Below are 17,114 nucleotides of genomic sequence, written 5' to 3'. Positions count from 1 at the left end.
GAGAATCTTCATATAGCCTCTTGGCGCAACAGCCGCGTCCGTAGCACGCGCGCCGGCACACCGACGGCAACCACGCCGGCCGGCAGCGCGCGCGTGACCACGGCACCGGCGCCGACGACGGTGTCGGCACCGACATTGGCCAGCACGACCGCCGCGGATCCAATCCAGGTTCCGGCCCCGATCCGAATCAGTCGCTCCCGCCCCGGCTGTTCACGAATCGGGACCGACACGTCGTCAATCCCATGAGTGCTGCCCCCGCTTGGCACGTGCACGCCGGCCGCCATCAACACGTCGCGCTCGACATGGACCAGCCCGAGGTGGCACGACGGGCCGATATACACGTCCCGATCGAGCCGGGCGCCCGCGCGCGACAGCGTGGTACCCCACTCGACGACCACGGTGGGATGACACCCGGCCAGCGCGTGCTGAAGGAACGCGCGCCGGAGGTACTGCCCCGGCAGACCCGGCACCATCGCCAGCCATTGGGTCGAGGCCATCAGGGCACGGTCCCGGCCAATCAGCCAGGCGCGAATGCTGAACGACACTGCGATCGGCGACACCAGCACGTGCGCCGCTCCCCGGGCCGCGGATTTGAGGGCCTCCCTGGGTGTTATGCGCATCGCCCTGCCACCGCCAACGCGGGACGCCGCGCACGCGTTCCGATCGCCTCCTCGTAGATGGCCTCGAGGGCGCTCATGCGGGCGGCGAACGACAAGGTGGTTTCCACCCGCAGGCGCGCGCGCCGCGCGCGCGCCGCGGTCTCGCCGGGTTCCGACAGGGCCCTGTCGATCGCCGACGCCAACGCCTGCAGATCGCCGGTGGGCGTGATCAGGCCGTGCGTGGCAGGCTCGGCGATTTCGGCCGTGCCACCAGCCGCCGTCGCCACGATTGGGGTTTCGAGCGCCATCGCCTCGAGCACCGCATTCGGCGTGCCTTCATAGTCCGAGGACTGGACGAACACATCCAGCGCATGATGCAGGGGCCGAATGTCAGAACGGTGGCCCAGCAGCCTGCACGCCCCCGCGGGCATGACCTCGCCGGCCAGTCGTTCGAGCTCCGGGCGCATGCTCCCCTCGCCCGCAATCAGTAGCCGCAGCCGCGGATGACGATCCCGCAGCGTCGCGCCGGCGCGGATCAGGAGGTCGAACCGCTTCTGCGGTTCGAGCCGTCCGGCCGACCCGATGACGAGGTCGGCGTCATCGAGCTGCAGTTCGCGCCGCGCCGCCGTCTCGCGCGTCCGATCCCGGCGGAACGCGGTGTGATCGATGCCGTTGAGGATGACGCGGACGCGGCTGGCCGGCATCCCCGCCCGAACCAGGTCCGACTTGATCTGGGACGACACGGCCACGGCGATCGGGAACGCGCGGATCACGCGCTTGTCGCACGGGTAATAGACCCAGCGTTCGCGCCGGCTGTGGCCAGTCCATCCGTGCGCGGTCGCCACCGGGACGATGCCCTCCGCCCTGGCGATCATCAACGCCAGCAAGTCGGTCTTGTAGTCGTGCGCATGGATGATGTCGATGCCGCGTGCGCGCACCAGCCGCCGCAGCGCGCGCCACACGCGAACGTCGAACGACGTCCGCTCCACGATCTCGACGTAGTCGACGCCGAGGGCCTCGGCCCGCTCGCGCACGGCGAACCCCTGATCGCGCGCGTCGCGGAGGTAGCACACCGTCACGCGAAACTTCCGCGGGTCTGAGCGTTGCGCGCCCAGCAGGATGGTCTTCTCCGGCCCACCGCCGGCCCCGACCACGCTGCGCAGTTCGAGGATGTGCACGGCTCTTGGCGTCATGACACGGGCACGCGCCGTTCGACGTTCGGAGGGTTCCACGCCGAAAGGCCCATGTGGCCCGGCGCCGCTGCGCGCAACACGGCATCGCAGGCCAGCGCGCCGACGACCGACCAGTCGTATTGCCGCCGGGCCAGGGCGCGGGCCCGGTCGGCCAGCATGCGAGCGTGCTCCGGCATCGTCAGCAGGCGGACAATTGCGGCGGCGAAGTCCTCGCGCCCGGCAATCTCCAGTTCGCGCCCGCCGATGGCGGCAATCCCTTCGCATCCGACCGGCGTGCTCACCACCGGCACGCCGGCGGCGAAGGCTTCGAGAATCTTCAGTCGCGTGCCGCCGCCCGACTGCAGTGGCACGGCCAGCACATGGGCATTGCGGTAGTAGGGCATCACGTCCTGCACGTTCCCGGCGACCTCGACGTTGGCGCCCGGCCGCGCCAGGGCGAGCAGTTCCGGCCCCGGATCCCGGCCGACAATCACGACCCGCGCGTCCGGCAGGTGCTGGCGCACCGCCGGCAGAATCTCGGTGGCGAGGGTGTGCGCGGCGCTCACATTGGGCGGCCAGGCGAGCGACCCGACGTACAAAAGGGTCGGCGGTCCCTGGCGCCGCCCCACCGGCAACGCCTCGAAGGCGTCACAGTCCACGCCGTTGGGCACGACGACCACGTTGCGCGCGCCGAGCTCCAGAAAGTAGCGCGCCTCGTCGTCCGACACGGCGAGCACGGTGTGCGCCATGCGGACCGCGCGGCGCTCCATCCTTTCGAGGAGGACGGATTCCCGCTCGAGATAGCGCCGGCGCAGGGCGCTCGCCGACTCCCCCGCCATGCGCGAGGCGAGCCGCGAGTAGACGTTGTGCATGTCCACCACCAGCGGCAGCGCCGGAAAGGCGTCGGCGTACACCAGCGAATCGAGGTGGTCGAGATACACGGCGGCAGGCGCGCGACCGACGACTTGCTGCTGCAGCGTTTGACGCACGAGCGGACGGCGATGACGCGCGAACAGGACATAGGGCTCGCGGTCCAGCGCCGCGCGCAGGGCCGTCACCGATTCGCCGGCCAGGGTCCGCCGCGACAGCGCCACCACGCTTGGCTGGACCCCGGCGCCCCGCAGCGCGGCCCGGCTCACGCCGACCCGATCGGGTGCCGCAGGCACCACGAGCCGCACCTCCATCCGCCGGGCCAGGGCCCGCAACAAGTGATAGGTGCGCAGGTGGCCGCCGGAGTCGAGCGGCCACGGCACCTCGCTCGTGACGGCCAGGACCGAGGGGAGGCCCGTCGCATCGGGCCACCGCGGATCGTTGTTGGAGAAGTGACGCACGTCCGCCACATTGCGATTGCCGTACCAACCTCGGCCGCCTATTTAAAGGCGCCACGATCCCCCAAGCCCGTCCGCAAGGCCGATTTCGCCCGTCGCGCCGACAGAAGTCTGCCTCCAGGCAGACTGCCCCCAAAATGCGCGTGACATCGGCGAGTTTCGCGGCGTTTCCGCCACCCGCGCGGCACCGACATGGCGACGAGTTTGCTCCGCAGGCGTTGCCGGCGCCTGGCGTGCGGCGGCCACCGCATGCTGCGAACGCTCTTTATCCTGTCGATTTTCGTGCCGGGCTTCTATGCCGCCCTGCGCAGCCGCTATTGGGCACTGCTCATGTACCTGTGGTTCGCGCTCTTTCGGCCCCAGGATTGGATCTGGATCGACATTACCAGCCTCCGGCTGTCGATGGTGCTGGGGCTGGTGCTGCTCGGACCGGCGCTGGTCGCCGGCCGCTATCCGAATGTGACCCACCCGCTCAGCGTCGGAATGACCCTGTTCTTTTCCTCCACGCTGCTGTCACAGTTCACGGCGGTTCGCCCGGACCTCGGCTGGCCCTGGGTTGACTTCGTCTTTCGCCTGTTCGTGACGTGCATGCTCCTGGTCACCCTGGCGTCCGACGACAAGCGGCTGTCGGGAGTCGTCGGGGTGGTTGCCCTGTCGCTCGGGTTCCACGCAAGTAAGGCGGGGCTCGCTTACGCGGTCGGTGGCGGAACACGATTTGCGGACGGCCTCTCCGGCGCGTTCATCGACAACAACGGCTACGCGCTGGGAACGGTGATGATCCTGCCGCTCCTGCTGGTGACCGCGCAGAACGTCGGGGCGCTCTACAGCGGCCGGTGGCTCCCGTGGCTTCGACGCGGCCTGTACTTCCTCCTGCCGCTGTGCGTGCTCGCCGTGATCGGCACCTATTCCCGCGGCGGCTTCGTCGCGCTGGCCTCGGCGACACTGGCGTTTGTACTGTTGCAGCGCCGCCGCATACCGGCGCTAATCGCGCTCAGTTCCGTGCTGACGCTTGCGGCGCTCTTCGTGCCAATCCCCCAAAGCTACCTGGATCGGCTGGAAACCATCCGGACCTACGACGAGATTGGCGAAGACTCGGCGATGAGCCGGCCGCACTTCTGGAAGGTCGGCCTGCAAATGGGCCTGCAACATCCGCTGGGCGTGGGCCTGCGCCAATACGAACAGGCGTACGACGCCTTCGACACGACCTACGGCCGGTACGGATCGCGGCGCTCGGTCCACAGTTCGCACGTGCAGGTGTTCGCGGAGCTCGGCCTGTTCGGAGCCTCCATCTGGGCCGCGATGTTCGGCTATGCGGCGTTCGCCTGCCTCCGCATTCGGGCGCGTTCCCGCGATCCGAAGCACTCACCGCAGCGCCAGCGATTCCTGTTCACCATGGCCAATGCCTTGCTCACCTCAATGGTCGGCTTCGTGACCGGGGGCGCGTTCCTCGCCCTCGCCTTGAACGACCTGACGTGGCTGACCTTCGCGATGATCGCCGCCTTAGACCGCGCGTCGCAACAGCAACCGGAATCCGCGGCCGCGCCGGCGCCCGTCGTCCGAGGCCCGCTGGCGTTTCGCGCCGTCGAATCGTTCGCGGCCTCGCGAGGTGCGCGGGTATGACCCGGCAGGCGTATCCGGTCCTGGTTCGCAGCCAGGCAAGGGAGGACGAGGCGCCACAGGCGCCGGCGGCGGCGGCCCCGACGCCGAGGCCCCGGGCCTCGGCGCGCGTGATGCAGGTGGTGTTGAGCCTGGCGCCCGGAGGCACGGAGCGGCTGGTGATCGACATCTGCCGCCGGCTCGGGAACGGATTTGACGTCTCGGTGTGCTGCCTTGATGACCAGGGAGCGTGGGCCGGTGAACTGCTGGACCGGGGCATCGAGGTCATCGCACTCAATCGTCGCCGCGGGTTCCGCCCCGAGATCGGCAGGCACATCGCGAGACTCGCGCTCGAGCGCCGCATCGACCTGCTGCACTGCCACCAATACTCGCCGTTCGTGTACGGACGGCTCGCCAAGTACTGGCAGCCGCGGCTCAAGCTGGTTTACACCGAACACGGGAGGCTGTCGGACGCACCGCCCTCCTGGAAGCGGAGACTCGTGAATCCGCTGCTGTCCCGGTTCGATGGCCCGATCGTGGCCGTCTCCGACGAGCTCAGGCACCACATGATCGACGCGCGCTTTCCGCGCGCCCGCGTCGAAGTGATTCACAACGGCATCGAGGCGGCGGCGCGGCCGGCACCCGCCGACCGCCGCCGCGCGCGGGCCCTGCTCGGCCTCGACGACCAGGCAGTGGTGGCCATCAGCGTGGCCAGGCTGGACCCGGTCAAGGATTTTCCGTCGCTGCTCGAGGCCTTCTCCCAAATGCGGGCGGCGGTGCCCACCGCCCGGCTGCTCATCGTCGGCGACGGCCCCGAACGCGCCGCTCTTGAAACGCGGGCGGCGCGGCCGGACCTGGCCGGCGCCGTGAGCTTTCTTGGCCTTCGCCCCGACGTCCGCGCGCTCCTGCCCGCCGCCGACATCTATGTCAACAGCTCGATCAGCGAAGGCATCTCGATCACCATCCTGGAGGCGATGGCCGCCGTTATCCCGGTGGTGGCCACGGCGGCCGGCGGCACCCCCGAAGTACTGGCCGACGGGGCCACCGGCGTGCTCGTGCCCGTGCGCAACCACGGCCGCCTGGCTGAGGCGCTGATCGCGCTGGCGGCCGACCCGTCTGCCCGTTCGAGGTTCGGCGCGCTCGGACGCCAGCGCGTCGAGACGTCTTTCACGCAGCAGCGCATGGTCGCCGAGTACGCGCAGCTCTATCGCCGGCTCCTGGACTGACCTTATGTGTGGCATCTGCGGCACCATTGCGATCGACGGCTCGCTCGACCCGCGCCTCCGCGCGGCGATCGGGCCCATGACCGCCGCGCTCGCCCATCGCGGCCCCGACGGCGATGGGATTTACACCGGCCCTGCCGTCGCCTTCGGCCATCGCCGGCTGGCCATCATCGACCGGGCCGGGGGCGACCAGCCGATGGCGAACGCGGAGCGCACCCGGTGGATCGTCTTCAACGGCGAGATCTACAACCACCGCTCGCTTCGCACGCGCCTGATGGCGCGCGGGCATACGTTCAGCACGGTCTCCGATACCGAAGTCATCCTGCGCGCCTACGACGAATACGGGGCCGACTGCGTCAACCACCTCGAAGGGATGTTCGCATTCGCCCTCTACGACGCGGTCACCGGCGAAGCTCTACTGGCGCGAGACCGGCTTGGCAAGAAGCCGCTCTACTACGCGGTGCTGGGCGGCGCGCTGCACTTCGCGAGCGAGATCAAGTCGATTCGCCACAGCCCGGCATGGGATCCGGCAATCGACCTGTCGGCGCTCGAGGGCTATCTGTCGCTCGGCTACTTCCTCGCACCCGCGACCATCTACCGGCACGTCCACCAGGTCGAGCCCGGTCACCGCCTGAGGCTGCGGCGCGGCGGCGTGGACGTCCAACAGTATTGGGACGTCGAGGACTTCGATAGCGACACGCGGCCGGAATCGCAGGTGCTGCCCGACCTGGAGGAACTCCTCAGCAGCGCGGTCCGCGAGCGCCTCGAGAGCGAGGTGCCCATCGGCGCGTTCCTGTCCGGCGGCATTGACTCGGGGCTGGTCGTCTCGTACATGAGCGACGCGTCGGCCACGCCGGTGATCAGTACCACCGCGGATTTCGGCGGCGGCATCTACGATGAGGCCCAGGTGGCGGGACTGACCGCGCGCCACATCGGGACGTGGCACTACTGCGACACGGTCACGCCAGAACTCGAACCGGTCATCGATCGCATTATCGGCAGCTTCGATCAGCCATTTGCCGATGCGTCGGCAATCCCGACTTACTACCTGTCGGCCATGGCCCGCCGGCACGTGACGGTGGCCCTCAGCGGCGACGGCGGCGACGAAGCCTTCGGCGGGTATGCGGCCCGCTACGTGGCCCACGGCCTGGAGTCGCGCGTGCGCCGCCACATTGGGGCACCGGTCGGCCGGACGGCGGCCTGGCTTGGGGAGCGCTGGCCGCGCTCGACGCGCCTGCCGCGATGGATGCGGGCCGGCACCGTACTCGAGAACCTGGGCCGCGATGACGCCACCGCCTACTACGCCGACCTCTGCATGCTGAAGCCCTTTCAGGCGCGGGCGTTGCTCGGCCAGGATCCGGCTCGCGATCCGCGGCGCAGCCCGGTGTTCGAACAGGTGACCGAGCCGTATCGCCGGTGCCCGTCGGCGAGCGCAATCCAGCGCGCCCAGTACGCGGACCTCAAGATCTACCTGCCCAACGACGTGCTGGTGAAGGTGGACCGCATGAGCATGGCGCACGGCCTCGAGGTGCGATCACCGCTGCTGGACCGGCGGGTCGTCGAGGCGGCTTTCCGCATTCCGGCCACGACCAAGCTGGTGGGCCGCGAGACCAAGCGCCTGCTGCGACGGCTGGCCCGCTCCCGTCTGCCCGCCCAGGTCGTTGACCGGCCCAAGCACGGGTTCGACGCGCCAATCGGGCGGTGGATCGCGGGGCCGTGCCTCGAGATGTTCCGGTCCGATGTGCTCGGCCCGTCATCGCTCGTGCCCACCTTGGTGGATGTCGCCGAAGTCCGGCGGTTGCTGGACGATCATTGCGCCGGGCGGCGCGACTACTCGTTCGCGTTGTGGGCCCTCTGGGTGCTGGCCCGCTGGGCAGACCATCGCGGCGACGTCGAGCCGGCGGTGACCCGCACCCACGCGGCTCCAGTTCCCTACTGAGCCCGGATCGATCCCAATCGCGAGGCCGCGGCATCCTCGTAGGCAATGGCCCAACCCGAGCGCCGGTGCAGATCCGCTGTCATCGAGATGCCGTCGGCGCCGACGTTGCTCGACAGGTATTGATACGCGGCCGGGGCGCCGGCCAGTCCCAACCGCATCGCGATCATCAGCAGCAGTCGCGCCTCGGGGCCGTAGTACCCCTGGAACGGCCGATGATTCCCGTACTTGTCGGTAACCCGGAACATCTCTTCCATGGTGTTGAAGTACTTGATGCCGGAGCCGGTCTTGGTGCCCACCGCCAGCACGTAGGCGCCGGCGTACGTGCGCGGGAAGCCCTCGCCCTCACTGGTGAAGAGCCGGAGCTGCAGCTTGACGATGCGATCGCGCAGGACGCTGCCAGGACCAAACCCGTGCTGCTGCGCGTGGTCAACCGCCCACGCCACGTAGGCCTGCTCCCACAGCGCGATCCACGAGTAGGGCGCCCACTGTTCGTCTTCCGGCCGGCGTCCCGGAAACAGGGTCCCGAGCGGCGTCGACACGCTCCCGGCATATTCGTCGAGCCAGGTCAGGTTGTTGGTCACCTTCTGGCGGAAGTAGGCGCGCATCTCGTCATTGTCCGGCACGTACGCCGCGGCGTCGGCCAGGTTGCGAAGCGCCCAGCCGATGCCGCGCACCTCGTTCGACGCCAGCAGGCCGGCGCTGCCGCCGCGCTGCTTCGAATAGGAGTCCTGGAAGGTCCACAGCAACGTGAAGTTCGCCCAATACTTCATCTCGTCGAGAAAGTACCGATCGCCGGTGATCAGGTACGGGACAAACGCCAGGGACGGTTGATGCGCGTTGTCGCCGGGCTCCGCCACGCCGCGCAGGCCGCTCTTCGGCCGGCCATCCGGATCCGCGCGCTGATCGAGCCAATAGTTCGGGTGCTCGTCGATCGAGATCAGCCGCACCGCATCCGGTTCCTTGATGTGGATGCCGAAACTGCCGGCCAGTTCGCCATGGCGGAGCACGTAGGCCCGCTGGTCGGGCCGCTGCTCCACCAGGTACTGAGCGGTCCAATCCGGGTACGGCGCGATCTCGGGCCGGCCACCATGCGCGTTCATCGGCACCATGAGGTCGCCGGTCCTGAGGATCTCGAACTGCGGCCCGGCCACCGTCCGCGGCGGGCCCGTGATGCCGGCCAGATACGGCGGCAGCGCCCGGGCACCGACGAACGGCCGGAGGTCGGCGGTCACCGCCGCTTCCTCGACGCCGCTCGATGACACGTGCCGCCAGCGCGCGAGGTACTTGTGCTCGACGCCGGTCTTCCGGAACACCTGCTGGCCGTTCAGCGTGATCGCCACGTCGTAGACGGTGTTCGCCGCGAGCGCGGTGTCGATCGTGTTCTCCACGGTGACATCGAGGCGCGTCCCGCCGTCGGCATAGGCGCGAACGTCGAAGATCACGCGCAGGAACGGATGCTCGAGCCCGCGAAGCCGCGGCGTCACCGTGGCGCGCGCTTCGTTCACCAGGGGGCCCGCCAGCCACCGATCCGCGGTTGCGCCCGGCAGTGGCGCCTGCCATCGTCCGGGACCGATCGTGAGTTCGACCGACGCCGCCGGCCAAGTCACCGGCGCCCCGCCCGCCACCGGCGCCGCGGGCGTAATCGGGTACGCACCCGCGGCGGGGGTACGCGCGGTGACCACGGCAAACCGGATCGACCCATCCGGCCATCGCGTTTTCACGTCAGTCTGCGTGGGCAGCGTCCCCACGGCGACCGCGCCCCGGGCCTGTCCCTGTGGCAGGGCGAGGCCGAACGTCGCCCACCCTCGCCCGAGCCGGTACGTCGCCAGCGGCTCCGCCGTGAAGACCGCGGCCGGCGCCGTCAGGGCAACCACGAGGGCCAGCACAATACTTGTGACCAGGCGCCGCGTCATCGATTTGCTCCCATCACGTCACGCGATCGCCGACAGCCCGTTGCCGGGCGCCCACACCACCCGCTGCACCGCGGCCGTCAGCCACGCCCGCAGACGCTCCCGCGTCGGATGTCCATGGCACTGGTTGATCCGCCACAGCAGGTGGTGCAGCAGCAACCCGTGCACCGTGCCGTCGTCAAGCCGGCCGAAGGACGTCGTCGCGGCCAGGCAGCGCTCGACACATTCGGCGGCGCCGATCGGGCATTGGCCGTCCTGCGACAACTGGAATGACAACGCGAGGCCAAAGGCGTCGTGGAGCGGCACTTGCGTGAGGCCGAAGTCATCGAAGTCGATCACGGCGATCGAATCCGGCGACACCATGAGGTTATTCAATGAGAAGTCGCCGTGCTGCCATACCGCCGGCAGCGGCGCCAGGCTGCGCAGGCGGTCGCCGCACTTCTCGACCTGCAGGAGCAGGAGTGGCGCCAGCGCTCCGTGCCGGCGCGACACCCGCACCTGCTCGGCGAGGGCCTCGCGCACGTCCACCGTGCCCACCCATGCGGGCACCGCGATGATCGCCGCATCAAGGCGCTGCATCACGGCCACGGCCCGGTCGAGCAGCGACCGCCAGGCGTCGGCCGACGGCAGGCTGTCGGCAAGGCGGAACCAGGGCACGCCGGGCAGGCCCTCCTGGATGTGGACGGCGGTGCCCGCGACCCACGGCGCGCTGGCCAACGGCCGCGGGACGTCCCCGGGACACCGCCGATGCAACTCCAACAGGATCGCGTGAACGCGGCGCAGCCGCTCCGCGTCACCGAACTCGACCACGCACACCGGGCGCGTGGCGTCGGCGTCGAAGACCAGGTACTTCGCGCGCGTCGTGCGGATCCAAGCCACGCTTGGATGGCTCGACGTCAGCAACCCCGGCGCGAGCTGGTGGACCACTGGGACCACGTCGGCCAGCATCACTTTCGCCCCACCACGAGCACGGCACCAAGGGCTGGATCGCAGCCGAACCATCGCGTGGCGAGGCGGCGCAGCCGCAGCGCCCGCCCGCGCGGGCGCACACAGCGATCGGCATAGGCCGCGGCCGGCGTGTCGAGCTCATAGACGCAGGCCGGCTGCTCCAGGCTGGGATCGACGCCGTAGGCGGCGACGACCCGTCCGCCGCCGCGCACGATCGCGCGCCTGGCGCGCCCGCGCTGGAGGCGAAACGTGACCAGCGTCATCAACCGGGTGACGAGCGGCCCTTGCACGGCCACGGCGTAGGCGACGCATTCGCCGTCCACGGCGTCCTCCAGCGCGCACTCGAGCGGCCGCAGGCTGGCCCACAGCGGGTGCGCCTGCGCAATCACGGTGAGCGCGTGGCCACCGTCCGACGGCACGCGCAAGGGGCGCGAGACCGTGCCGCCGGCACCGCCGGCGCCGCCGATCATGACGCCGCTGATGGCGGTCATGCGCCTGCCCCGGCCATGGAAGGGCGGCTCGGCGCGGACGGCTGTTCGGCGACGAGACGGCGGTAGAGACGGACGTACTCGAGCGCGGTCCGATCGGCCCGGCACTCGCGCTCCGCATGCGCGCGCCCCGCGGCTCCGAGGCGTTGGCGCAGGCCCGGCGACTGCACCAGCCGATCGATCGCCAGCGCCAGGCCCGCCGCATCGCCAGCAGGCACGAGCAGGCCGGTCTCCTCGTGGACCACCAGTGACGGGATGCCGCCGGCGTCGCTGGCGACGACCGGGAGGCCAAGCGACATCGCCTCGATGATGCTGCGGGGCCTCGCCTCGCTGAATGACGGGAGGACAAAGATGTCGGCGTCGCTCAGGACGGCGCCGACATCCTGCCGGTGGTTCTCGAAGTGAACGCGCGACCCCAGCCCGGCGTCGAACGCCATCGCCTTGAGCCGCTCCGGATAGCCGGAGGCGCTCCAGTCCCCGCCAGCCAGCAGCAGTTCGCAGGACGACTGCGTGCGCCCGAGCGCCTCGATCAGCACGTGCAGCCCCTTGCGCTCGACCAGCTGTCCGAGAAACGTGATCCTGGCGACGCCTTCGCGCCTGGGCGGCAGGGGGCGTTCAGGTGTCAGGGTGGCTCGAACGCGCTCGGGCCTGAACAGATCGCCGGTGACCACGACCTTGTCGGCGAGGGGTGATCCCAGCAGCCCTTCCGCGTGCGCGCGGCAATTGGCGACGTACGCCGCACCCCATTGGTTCGAATGGTTGCCACGAAGATACGGCCCGCCGGCACGGAACACCACGGGGATGCCGCACCACCATGCCGCGCACGCGAGCGACGGCCCATAGCCGGAATAGTTGACGTGGACGACGTCGGGGCGCCACCGCAACAACCGGGCGGCCCACACCAGCACGTCGGCCCCATACAGCACCAGCCCGCGCCGGGAGAAGGTGCGGCTGCGCGCCAGCGAGGTCTCAATGCCCCGTCGCCCGGCCTCGGCGCGAAACTCCGGGGTCAGCGATCCACACAGCACGAAGCGCGCGCCGCACGGTCTCGCCAGCTCCGCGAGGTCGAGCGCGTCGTTCACCGCGCCGATGCGCAGGTCGGCGCTGTTCAACTCGATGAGGATGTTCAGGTGGCGCATGGCGATTGACCCGTCAGAGCATCAGCAGGCGGCCACGCTCGCGGGTCGCCCGGCCAGGCGGCGCGCGCGCGCCGCAATCGGCGCAATCAGGCGGCACGCGGCGGGCCCCAGCCGCCGCTTCCACTGAAGCCGCCGCCACGCATCCCAGGATTCGATGCCGGGCGACGTCGCCGACGCCAACGTCAGGAACGCTTCACAGCCGTTCGCATCGCCGCGGTCGAACACATGGCCCGCGTTCCAGACCGCCGCCTCCGCGATGGTGCGATTGACCACCGTCTGGAGCGTGGCGAGTTCCGGCGTGAGCGGCTCCTGGCGTCGGAAGTGAATCTCGAATGCCCGCCGCTGCTCTTCCAGCCGCTGAACCGGCGAATAGCCCAGGCTCATGTTGGCGGCGTGGAGGCGCCGGAACGCCTGGTCGGCGTCCACCTGGGCGACACTGGAATCGGCGGCCATCCGCAACCAGATCTCGGTATCGCCGCTGTGGGGCAACTCGGCCAGGTAGTCGCCAATCCGGTGGTGAACCGACGTGCGCACAACGGCCGTCGGCGATTGAATGCCGGTGTGGCCGAGACGGCAGGCGGACCGCAGGAATTCGAGATAGCCGATGATGCGCGGCGGCCCTGCCGTGGCGCGGGCCGCCGCCAACGGCGGCCGGCCGCGGAACGGAATGTCCGCGCCGTAGACGAGGCCGACCTCCGGATGGACCTCCATCAATTGCGTCGCCCGCCCGAGCGCCCCTGGTGTCAGGACGTCGTCGGCCGACAGCACCATGCAGTAGTCACCGGTCACGAGCGCCAGCGCTTCGTTGTAAGTGGCGATGTGCCCGCGATTGACCGGATGGCGCCGGTATTCCACACGCGGATCGACCGCCAGGTGACGGCCCACCGCCTCGGTGTCATCCGTGGAGGCGTCATCCATGATCAGGACGCGAACCGCGACGCCCACCTGGGACAGGACGCTGGCGACGCAGGTGCCCAGCAAGGAGCCGTAGTTGAAACACGGCACGATCACGTCAACAGTGGGCTTCATCGATGCTCCAACGAGGGCATGGGTCCGGCGGCACATGCTCTCAACGGGTGGCGCGCCGACCACACCGACAGCGCTCGGTCGGCGAGCACGCCCGGCTGACTCAGTCGCACGATCACGGCAGACAACACGGCGAGGCCCGGAAGACACAAGGCCAGTTCGATGGCGACCTTGGACCAGTAGGACAAGCCGAGTCCGGTCAGCACCGGATTCAGGGCCATGAACACCGGCATGTGCACGAGCACGATGATGAGGGAATTGCGCGCCAGGAAGCGCACCGGACGCGGCGCGGACACGCGCTGCCCGGCCTCGAACGTGAGCACGGCCGCCGACAGGTACAACAGTGACGCCGCCGCTGACACCGCCACGGCGCCGGTTACCGCCGGCCAGCGATCGAGCGTCATGAACGGAAACGTCGGGGTGAATCCAAGCGGCCGCATCGCGAGCGCCCATCCGGCCAGGCCTCCCACGAGGGCGGCCAGGTACCGAACGGCTGAGCCACGCGGCGGCGCAAGCGGCCGGGCGCCCCACGCCAGGCCGGCGAGAAACACCGCGAGCCAGTTCGTCAACAGCATGTAGGCGACGTAGGGTCCGGCCCACGACGTGAGCAGGGCGCGCGCGGGAATCTCGATCGCGATGGCCACCAGGATCATCGCTGGACCGACGCGGACTCGCTGCAGCCACACGGCCCACAGGACCACAGCGTGCAGATAGGTCCCGAGGTACCACGTCGTCGGATTCGCCGGGAAGTGGTCGAACACCACATTGGCGCCGCCGAGAAACGGCAGGTAATTGCTTGGCGCCAGTCCCGTGTGCCCCACCAGTCCGATCATGGTGATGGCGGCGGCTGTGGCCAGCCCGTACAGGTACACCGGCAACAGGCGCCTCACGAGCACGGCCACGGCGGGCCGCCGCTCGCGAGCCAAGGTGAATCCAGTTGCGAACAGGAACAACGAGACGCCGAGCTGCTTCACGTAGATCGGTGGGGTCCATGCCACTGTCGAGGCATGCGCCACGTGCCCGTACACCACCAGCGTGATGCCGATGGCCTTCAGCCAGTCGAGCGCGTCACATCGCGGCACTGGCGGCCCCCTCGTGGTCCAACGGACGAGGCGTGAGGTGCCTGACGAAGCGCGACGGATTGCCGGCCACGACGACGCCCTGCACGACCGGGCTGGACACGACCGCGCCCGCCGCCACCGTGGCGGATCGGCCGACATCGGCCAACACGAGCGCGCCCTCCCCGATCCAGGCGCCTTCGCCGATCTCGACCTGCCGGAGGCGCCTGCGGTCGGTTGGCGCCCGCTGACCGTTCGCGTCCAGCGCGTGCAGCGCCGACCCGCTGATGATGCCGGCACGGCTGCCGATCAGGCAGCCCCGGCGCAGCCTGGCCGACCCGACGATCGCATAGGGGCCGATGTAGACCGAGTCCTCGACGACGACCTCGCGGTGCGAGAAGATCGCGCCGAACCCGACGAAGAACGTGCCCGTGCACCGGTCGAGGGTCAACCGATAGAACGCGCGCCTCACGAACACGCCCGGCGATCCCGGCACCAACGCGACCAGCTGCGACCAGAACGCGAAGGCGGCTTCACCGTCGCCACGGGCCTCGATCGCACACATCCAGGCCGGTGGCGCCACCAGCGCGAGGCAACAGGCATCCAGGCCGCGCTTGATGGCCTGACGCAGGCGGGGGCGGGCGGCCGCCGCTATGGCCGCACTCCCTGTCGCATCTTCTTGAACCGCGTGGAGTACACCGGATCCGCCAGTTCCACCTTCACCGGGATCTTGTAGGCCGCCAGGCGATTGCGACAGAAGATGCGCATGCGCGTCTTGAACTCGGCCGCCGATTCCTCGCGCGCCAGGCGGACGGAGGCGACGACGGACTGCCCGGTCAGGGCGCTCGCCTCCCCGCGCACCGACACGTCGTCCACGTTGTCCATTTCCAGCAGGGTGTTCTCCACCTCCACCGGGAAGACCTTGCTGCCGGCCACGTTGATGAGGTCGCTCTTGCGGCCCAGGATGCGCAGCCACTCGCCGTCCACTTCCACCAGGTCGCCGGTGTCGAAGAAGCCATCGGCATCAAAGGGGCTCGGTGCGTTCAGGTAGCCCAGCATCGCCGACTTGGCGCGGATGAAGAGGCGGCCGTCAACGACCTTGGTCTCGTAGCCTTCCCCACCGACGCGCACCCACAGCGAGTCGGGCCCGCGCGACTGCGAGCGCAGGATGCCGACTTCACTCAGGCCGTAGGTCTGCAGCAGCCGCACGTCCGGAAATGCCGCGTGCACCCTGGCCAGCGTGGTGGCGGGCATCGGCTCGGTGCCGTAGGTGATCAGGCGCAGCGACGACAGGTCGTGCCGGAGGTGTTCCTCCGACAGCAGCAACAGGTTGAGGAAGGTCGGCGACGTCGGCAGCAGGTCAACGCGATGCCGGGCGATGGCCTCGCAGACATGCCTGGGCATGCGGCCCTCGGCGACGACCACCGTGCCGCCGTTCGACAGCGTGTACAAGAGGGTGTTGACGCCGCCGATGTGATCCAGCTGGAGGAAGACCAGCGTCCGGTAGCTGTGGCGCGGCACGGTGAACTTCTCGAGCAGCAAGCCCAGGTCGTGGACGGCGGCCTTGTGGGCGCCGGTCGACCCCGACGAAAACAGCACGAGGCCCGCGGACCCCGCGGTTTGCAGCCGGCGATAGTACTCGTGGCCGGCGACCACGCCGGTTGACCAGATCGCCGGCCCCTCCGCGTCCAGCGAGATGCGCCACTCGATCTGGGCCACCGCGACGAATTCCTCGAGGTGCGCCCGCGCCGCAGTGCAGATCGGCACGATGATGTTGCCGGCCTCCATCGCCGCGAGGAACAGCGCGATTGACTCCACGCCGTAGTCGCCCTCGACGCTGAGCACGCGGCCGGTGATGCCGCGCCGGCCGAGCGCGTCGCGCCACCAGCCGACACGGGCGAGCAGACCGTGATAGGTGGTCTCCTCGTTTCCGGCGGCCACCGCGATGCGCGCGCCCGCGCGTTCCATCTGCTCGCACAGCCAGTGACCCATCAGCAGGCTCCTCCCAGGTAGATGACCTGCCCCGTGACCATGCCGCTCTCGGGACGCAGGAAAAAGTCGATCACGTTGACCACGTCGTCCGGCACGGCCCATCGGCGCACGGCCTGCGCCTGGATCAACGCGTGCAGCTTCTGTTCCGGCACTCCGGCCAGCATTCCCGTCTTGATGGGCGAGGGCCCGATCGCATTGCAGGTGATGCCGAACGGGCCGAGCTCGCGGGCCGCGATCCGTGTGAAGGTTTCGAGGGCGCTCTTCGACGCCGCGTAGATCGCCTCGCCCTCCAGGTGCAGCGGCACGGCCACCGACGTGAAGTTGACGATGCGGCCGTGGCCCGACTCGCGCATCAGCCGCACGGCGGCGCGGGTGAAGCTGAAAGTCCCCAGCAGGTTGGTGTCGACAATGCGCCGCGCCGTCTCGAGCGGCATCAGGACCAGGGCGTTCATGGCGGCGACGCCGGCGTTGTTGATGAGCACGTCCACCATGCCGACGCGCGCCTGCAGTTGCGCGAAGAAGTGGTCGACTTCCTCAGCCGACGTCACGTCGACGCAGCAATGCGTGTAATTGGGGTGCTCGAGGACCGACGTCGTGCGCCCGCACCCGAACACCTCGTCGCCGAGGTCAAGGTAGTGCTGGGCCAGGGCCATGCCGAGCCCGCGAGTCGCACCGGTGATGATCACCCGCCGCATC

15 protein-coding genes are annotated in these 17,114 nt (G+C 69.6%); 3 read left to right on the top strand and 12 right to left on the bottom strand.

Going from position 1 to position 17,114, the window contains the following annotated elements; genetic code table 11:
* Window positions 1-8: 8 nt before the first annotated feature.
* From WC815_20500 to WC815_20490, 3 genes are read right to left on the bottom strand one after another with little or no spacing between them, the layout of a single operon-like run.
* Window positions 9-620 (bottom strand): acyltransferase, encoded by a 612-nt coding sequence (locus WC815_20500; GenBank protein ID MFA5911163.1) that lies wholly within the window; start codon window positions 618-620, stop codon window positions 9-11.
* The gene (locus tag WC815_20495; GenBank protein MFA5911162.1) at window positions 611-1,792 is read right to left on the bottom strand and encodes a glycosyltransferase; all 1,182 of its coding nucleotides are present in this window, start codon (window positions 1,790-1,792) and stop codon (window positions 611-613) included. Before WC815_20495 ends, WC815_20500 begins: the two co-directional genes overlap by 10 nt.
* The gene (locus tag WC815_20490; GenBank protein ID MFA5911161.1) at window positions 1,789-3,111 is read right to left on the bottom strand and encodes a glycosyltransferase family 4 protein; all 1,323 of its coding nucleotides are present in this window, start codon (window positions 3,109-3,111) and stop codon (window positions 1,789-1,791) included. Before WC815_20490 ends, WC815_20495 begins: the two co-directional genes overlap by 4 nt.
* A gap of 237 nt (window positions 3,112-3,348) precedes the next feature.
* On the opposite strand from WC815_20490, the gene WC815_20485 reads away from it, so the two are divergent.
* From WC815_20485 to asnB, 3 genes are read left to right on the top strand one after another with little or no spacing between them, the layout of a single operon-like run.
* Complete coding sequence (locus WC815_20485; GenBank protein MFA5911160.1) at window positions 3,349-4,719, top strand: putative O-glycosylation ligase, exosortase A system-associated; 1,371 nt, start codon at window positions 3,349-3,351, stop codon at window positions 4,717-4,719.
* Entirely contained in the window at window positions 4,716-5,921 is a 1,206-nt protein-coding gene (locus WC815_20480; protein ID MFA5911159.1) for a glycosyltransferase, read from the top strand. Before WC815_20485 ends, WC815_20480 begins: the two co-directional genes overlap by 4 nt.
* A gap of 4 nt (window positions 5,922-5,925) precedes the next feature.
* Window positions 5,926-7,857, top strand: coding sequence for an asparagine synthase (glutamine-hydrolyzing) (gene asnB, locus WC815_20475; protein ID MFA5911158.1), 1,932 nt, complete (start codon window positions 5,926-5,928; stop codon window positions 7,855-7,857).
* Here the strand turns inward: asnB and WC815_20470 are convergent.
* The 9 genes from WC815_20470 to WC815_20430 form a co-directional block, all read right to left on the bottom strand.
* Entirely contained in the window at window positions 7,851-9,770 is a 1,920-nt protein-coding gene (locus tag WC815_20470) for a hypothetical protein (GenBank protein ID MFA5911157.1), read from the bottom strand. The genes asnB and WC815_20470 overlap by 7 nt on opposite strands.
* 18 nt (window positions 9,771-9,788) lie before the next feature.
* Window positions 9,789-10,703 carry an aminoglycoside phosphotransferase family protein gene (locus WC815_20465; protein MFA5911156.1) on the bottom strand — a complete coding sequence of 305 codons (915 nt, stop codon included), beginning with the start codon at window positions 10,701-10,703 and terminating at the stop codon, window positions 9,789-9,791.
* 11 nt (window positions 10,704-10,714) lie between these two features.
* Window positions 10,715-11,206 carry a hypothetical protein gene (locus WC815_20460; protein MFA5911155.1) on the bottom strand — a complete coding sequence of 164 codons (492 nt, stop codon included), beginning with the start codon at window positions 11,204-11,206 and terminating at the stop codon, window positions 10,715-10,717.
* Window positions 11,203-12,342 (bottom strand): glycosyltransferase family 4 protein, encoded by a 1,140-nt coding sequence (locus WC815_20455; protein MFA5911154.1) that lies wholly within the window; start codon window positions 12,340-12,342, stop codon window positions 11,203-11,205. Before WC815_20455 ends, WC815_20460 begins: the two co-directional genes overlap by 4 nt.
* Before the next feature lie 21 nt (window positions 12,343-12,363).
* Window positions 12,364-13,371: a glycosyltransferase family 2 protein gene (locus WC815_20450; GenBank protein MFA5911153.1), complete on the bottom strand. Its 1,008-nt coding sequence runs from the start codon at window positions 13,369-13,371 to the stop codon at window positions 12,364-12,366.
* Entirely contained in the window at window positions 13,368-14,450 is a 1,083-nt protein-coding gene (locus tag WC815_20445; protein MFA5911152.1) for an acyltransferase, read from the bottom strand. Before WC815_20445 ends, WC815_20450 begins: the two co-directional genes overlap by 4 nt.
* The gene (locus tag WC815_20440) at window positions 14,437-15,009 is read right to left on the bottom strand and encodes a hypothetical protein (GenBank protein ID MFA5911151.1); all 573 of its coding nucleotides are present in this window, start codon (window positions 15,007-15,009) and stop codon (window positions 14,437-14,439) included. Before WC815_20440 ends, WC815_20445 begins: the two co-directional genes overlap by 14 nt.
* Before the next feature lie 68 nt (window positions 15,010-15,077).
* Entirely contained in the window at window positions 15,078-16,418 is a 1,341-nt protein-coding gene (locus WC815_20435) for a fatty acid--CoA ligase family protein (protein MFA5911150.1), read from the bottom strand.
* On the bottom strand, window positions 16,418-17,113 hold the full coding sequence (locus WC815_20430) for an SDR family oxidoreductase (GenBank protein ID MFA5911149.1): 696 nt from the start codon (window positions 17,111-17,113) through the stop codon (window positions 16,418-16,420). The genes WC815_20435 and WC815_20430 overlap by 1 nt, the downstream gene beginning before the upstream one ends.
* Window position 17,114 lies beyond the last annotated feature (1 nt).

Source organism: Vicinamibacterales bacterium, from assembly GCA_041659285.1.
Lineage (GTDB): Bacteria > Acidobacteriota > Vicinamibacteria > Vicinamibacterales > UBA2999 > 12-FULL-67-14b.
The sequence above is the reverse complement of the archived record's forward strand: the minus strand, read 5'-3'. Positions and strand labels throughout refer to the sequence as shown.

What these genes read in the sequence shown, in the direction of transcription:
- asnB (MFA5911158.1), top strand. Translation starts at nt 5,926, where the DNA reads ATGTGTGGCATCTGCGGCACCATTGCGATCGACGGCTCGCTCGACCCG.
- WC815_20430 (MFA5911149.1), bottom strand. Translation starts at nt 17,113, where the DNA reads ATGCGGCGGGTGATCATCACCGGTGCGACTCGCGGGCTCGGCATGGCC.
- WC815_20500 (MFA5911163.1), bottom strand. Translation starts at nt 620, where the DNA reads ATGCGCATAACACCCAGGGAGGCCCTCAAATCCGCGGCCCGGGGAGCG.
- WC815_20470 (MFA5911157.1), bottom strand. Translation starts at nt 9,770, where the DNA reads ATGACGCGGCGCCTGGTCACAAGTATTGTGCTGGCCCTCGTGGTTGCC.
- WC815_20455 (MFA5911154.1), bottom strand. Translation starts at nt 12,342, where the DNA reads ATGCGCCACCTGAACATCCTCATCGAGTTGAACAGCGCCGACCTGCGC.
- WC815_20435 (MFA5911150.1), bottom strand. Translation starts at nt 16,418, where the DNA reads ATGGGTCACTGGCTGTGCGAGCAGATGGAACGCGCGGGCGCGCGCATC.
- WC815_20460 (MFA5911155.1), bottom strand. Translation starts at nt 11,206, where the DNA reads ATGACCGCCATCAGCGGCGTCATGATCGGCGGCGCCGGCGGTGCCGGC.
- WC815_20450 (MFA5911153.1), bottom strand. Translation starts at nt 13,371, where the DNA reads ATGAAGCCCACTGTTGACGTGATCGTGCCGTGTTTCAACTACGGCTCC.
- WC815_20495 (MFA5911162.1), bottom strand. Translation starts at nt 1,792, where the DNA reads ATGACGCCAAGAGCCGTGCACATCCTCGAACTGCGCAGCGTGGTCGGG.
- WC815_20485 (MFA5911160.1), top strand. Translation starts at nt 3,349, where the DNA reads ATGCTGCGAACGCTCTTTATCCTGTCGATTTTCGTGCCGGGCTTCTAT.
- WC815_20480 (MFA5911159.1), top strand. Translation starts at nt 4,716, where the DNA reads ATGACCCGGCAGGCGTATCCGGTCCTGGTTCGCAGCCAGGCAAGGGAG.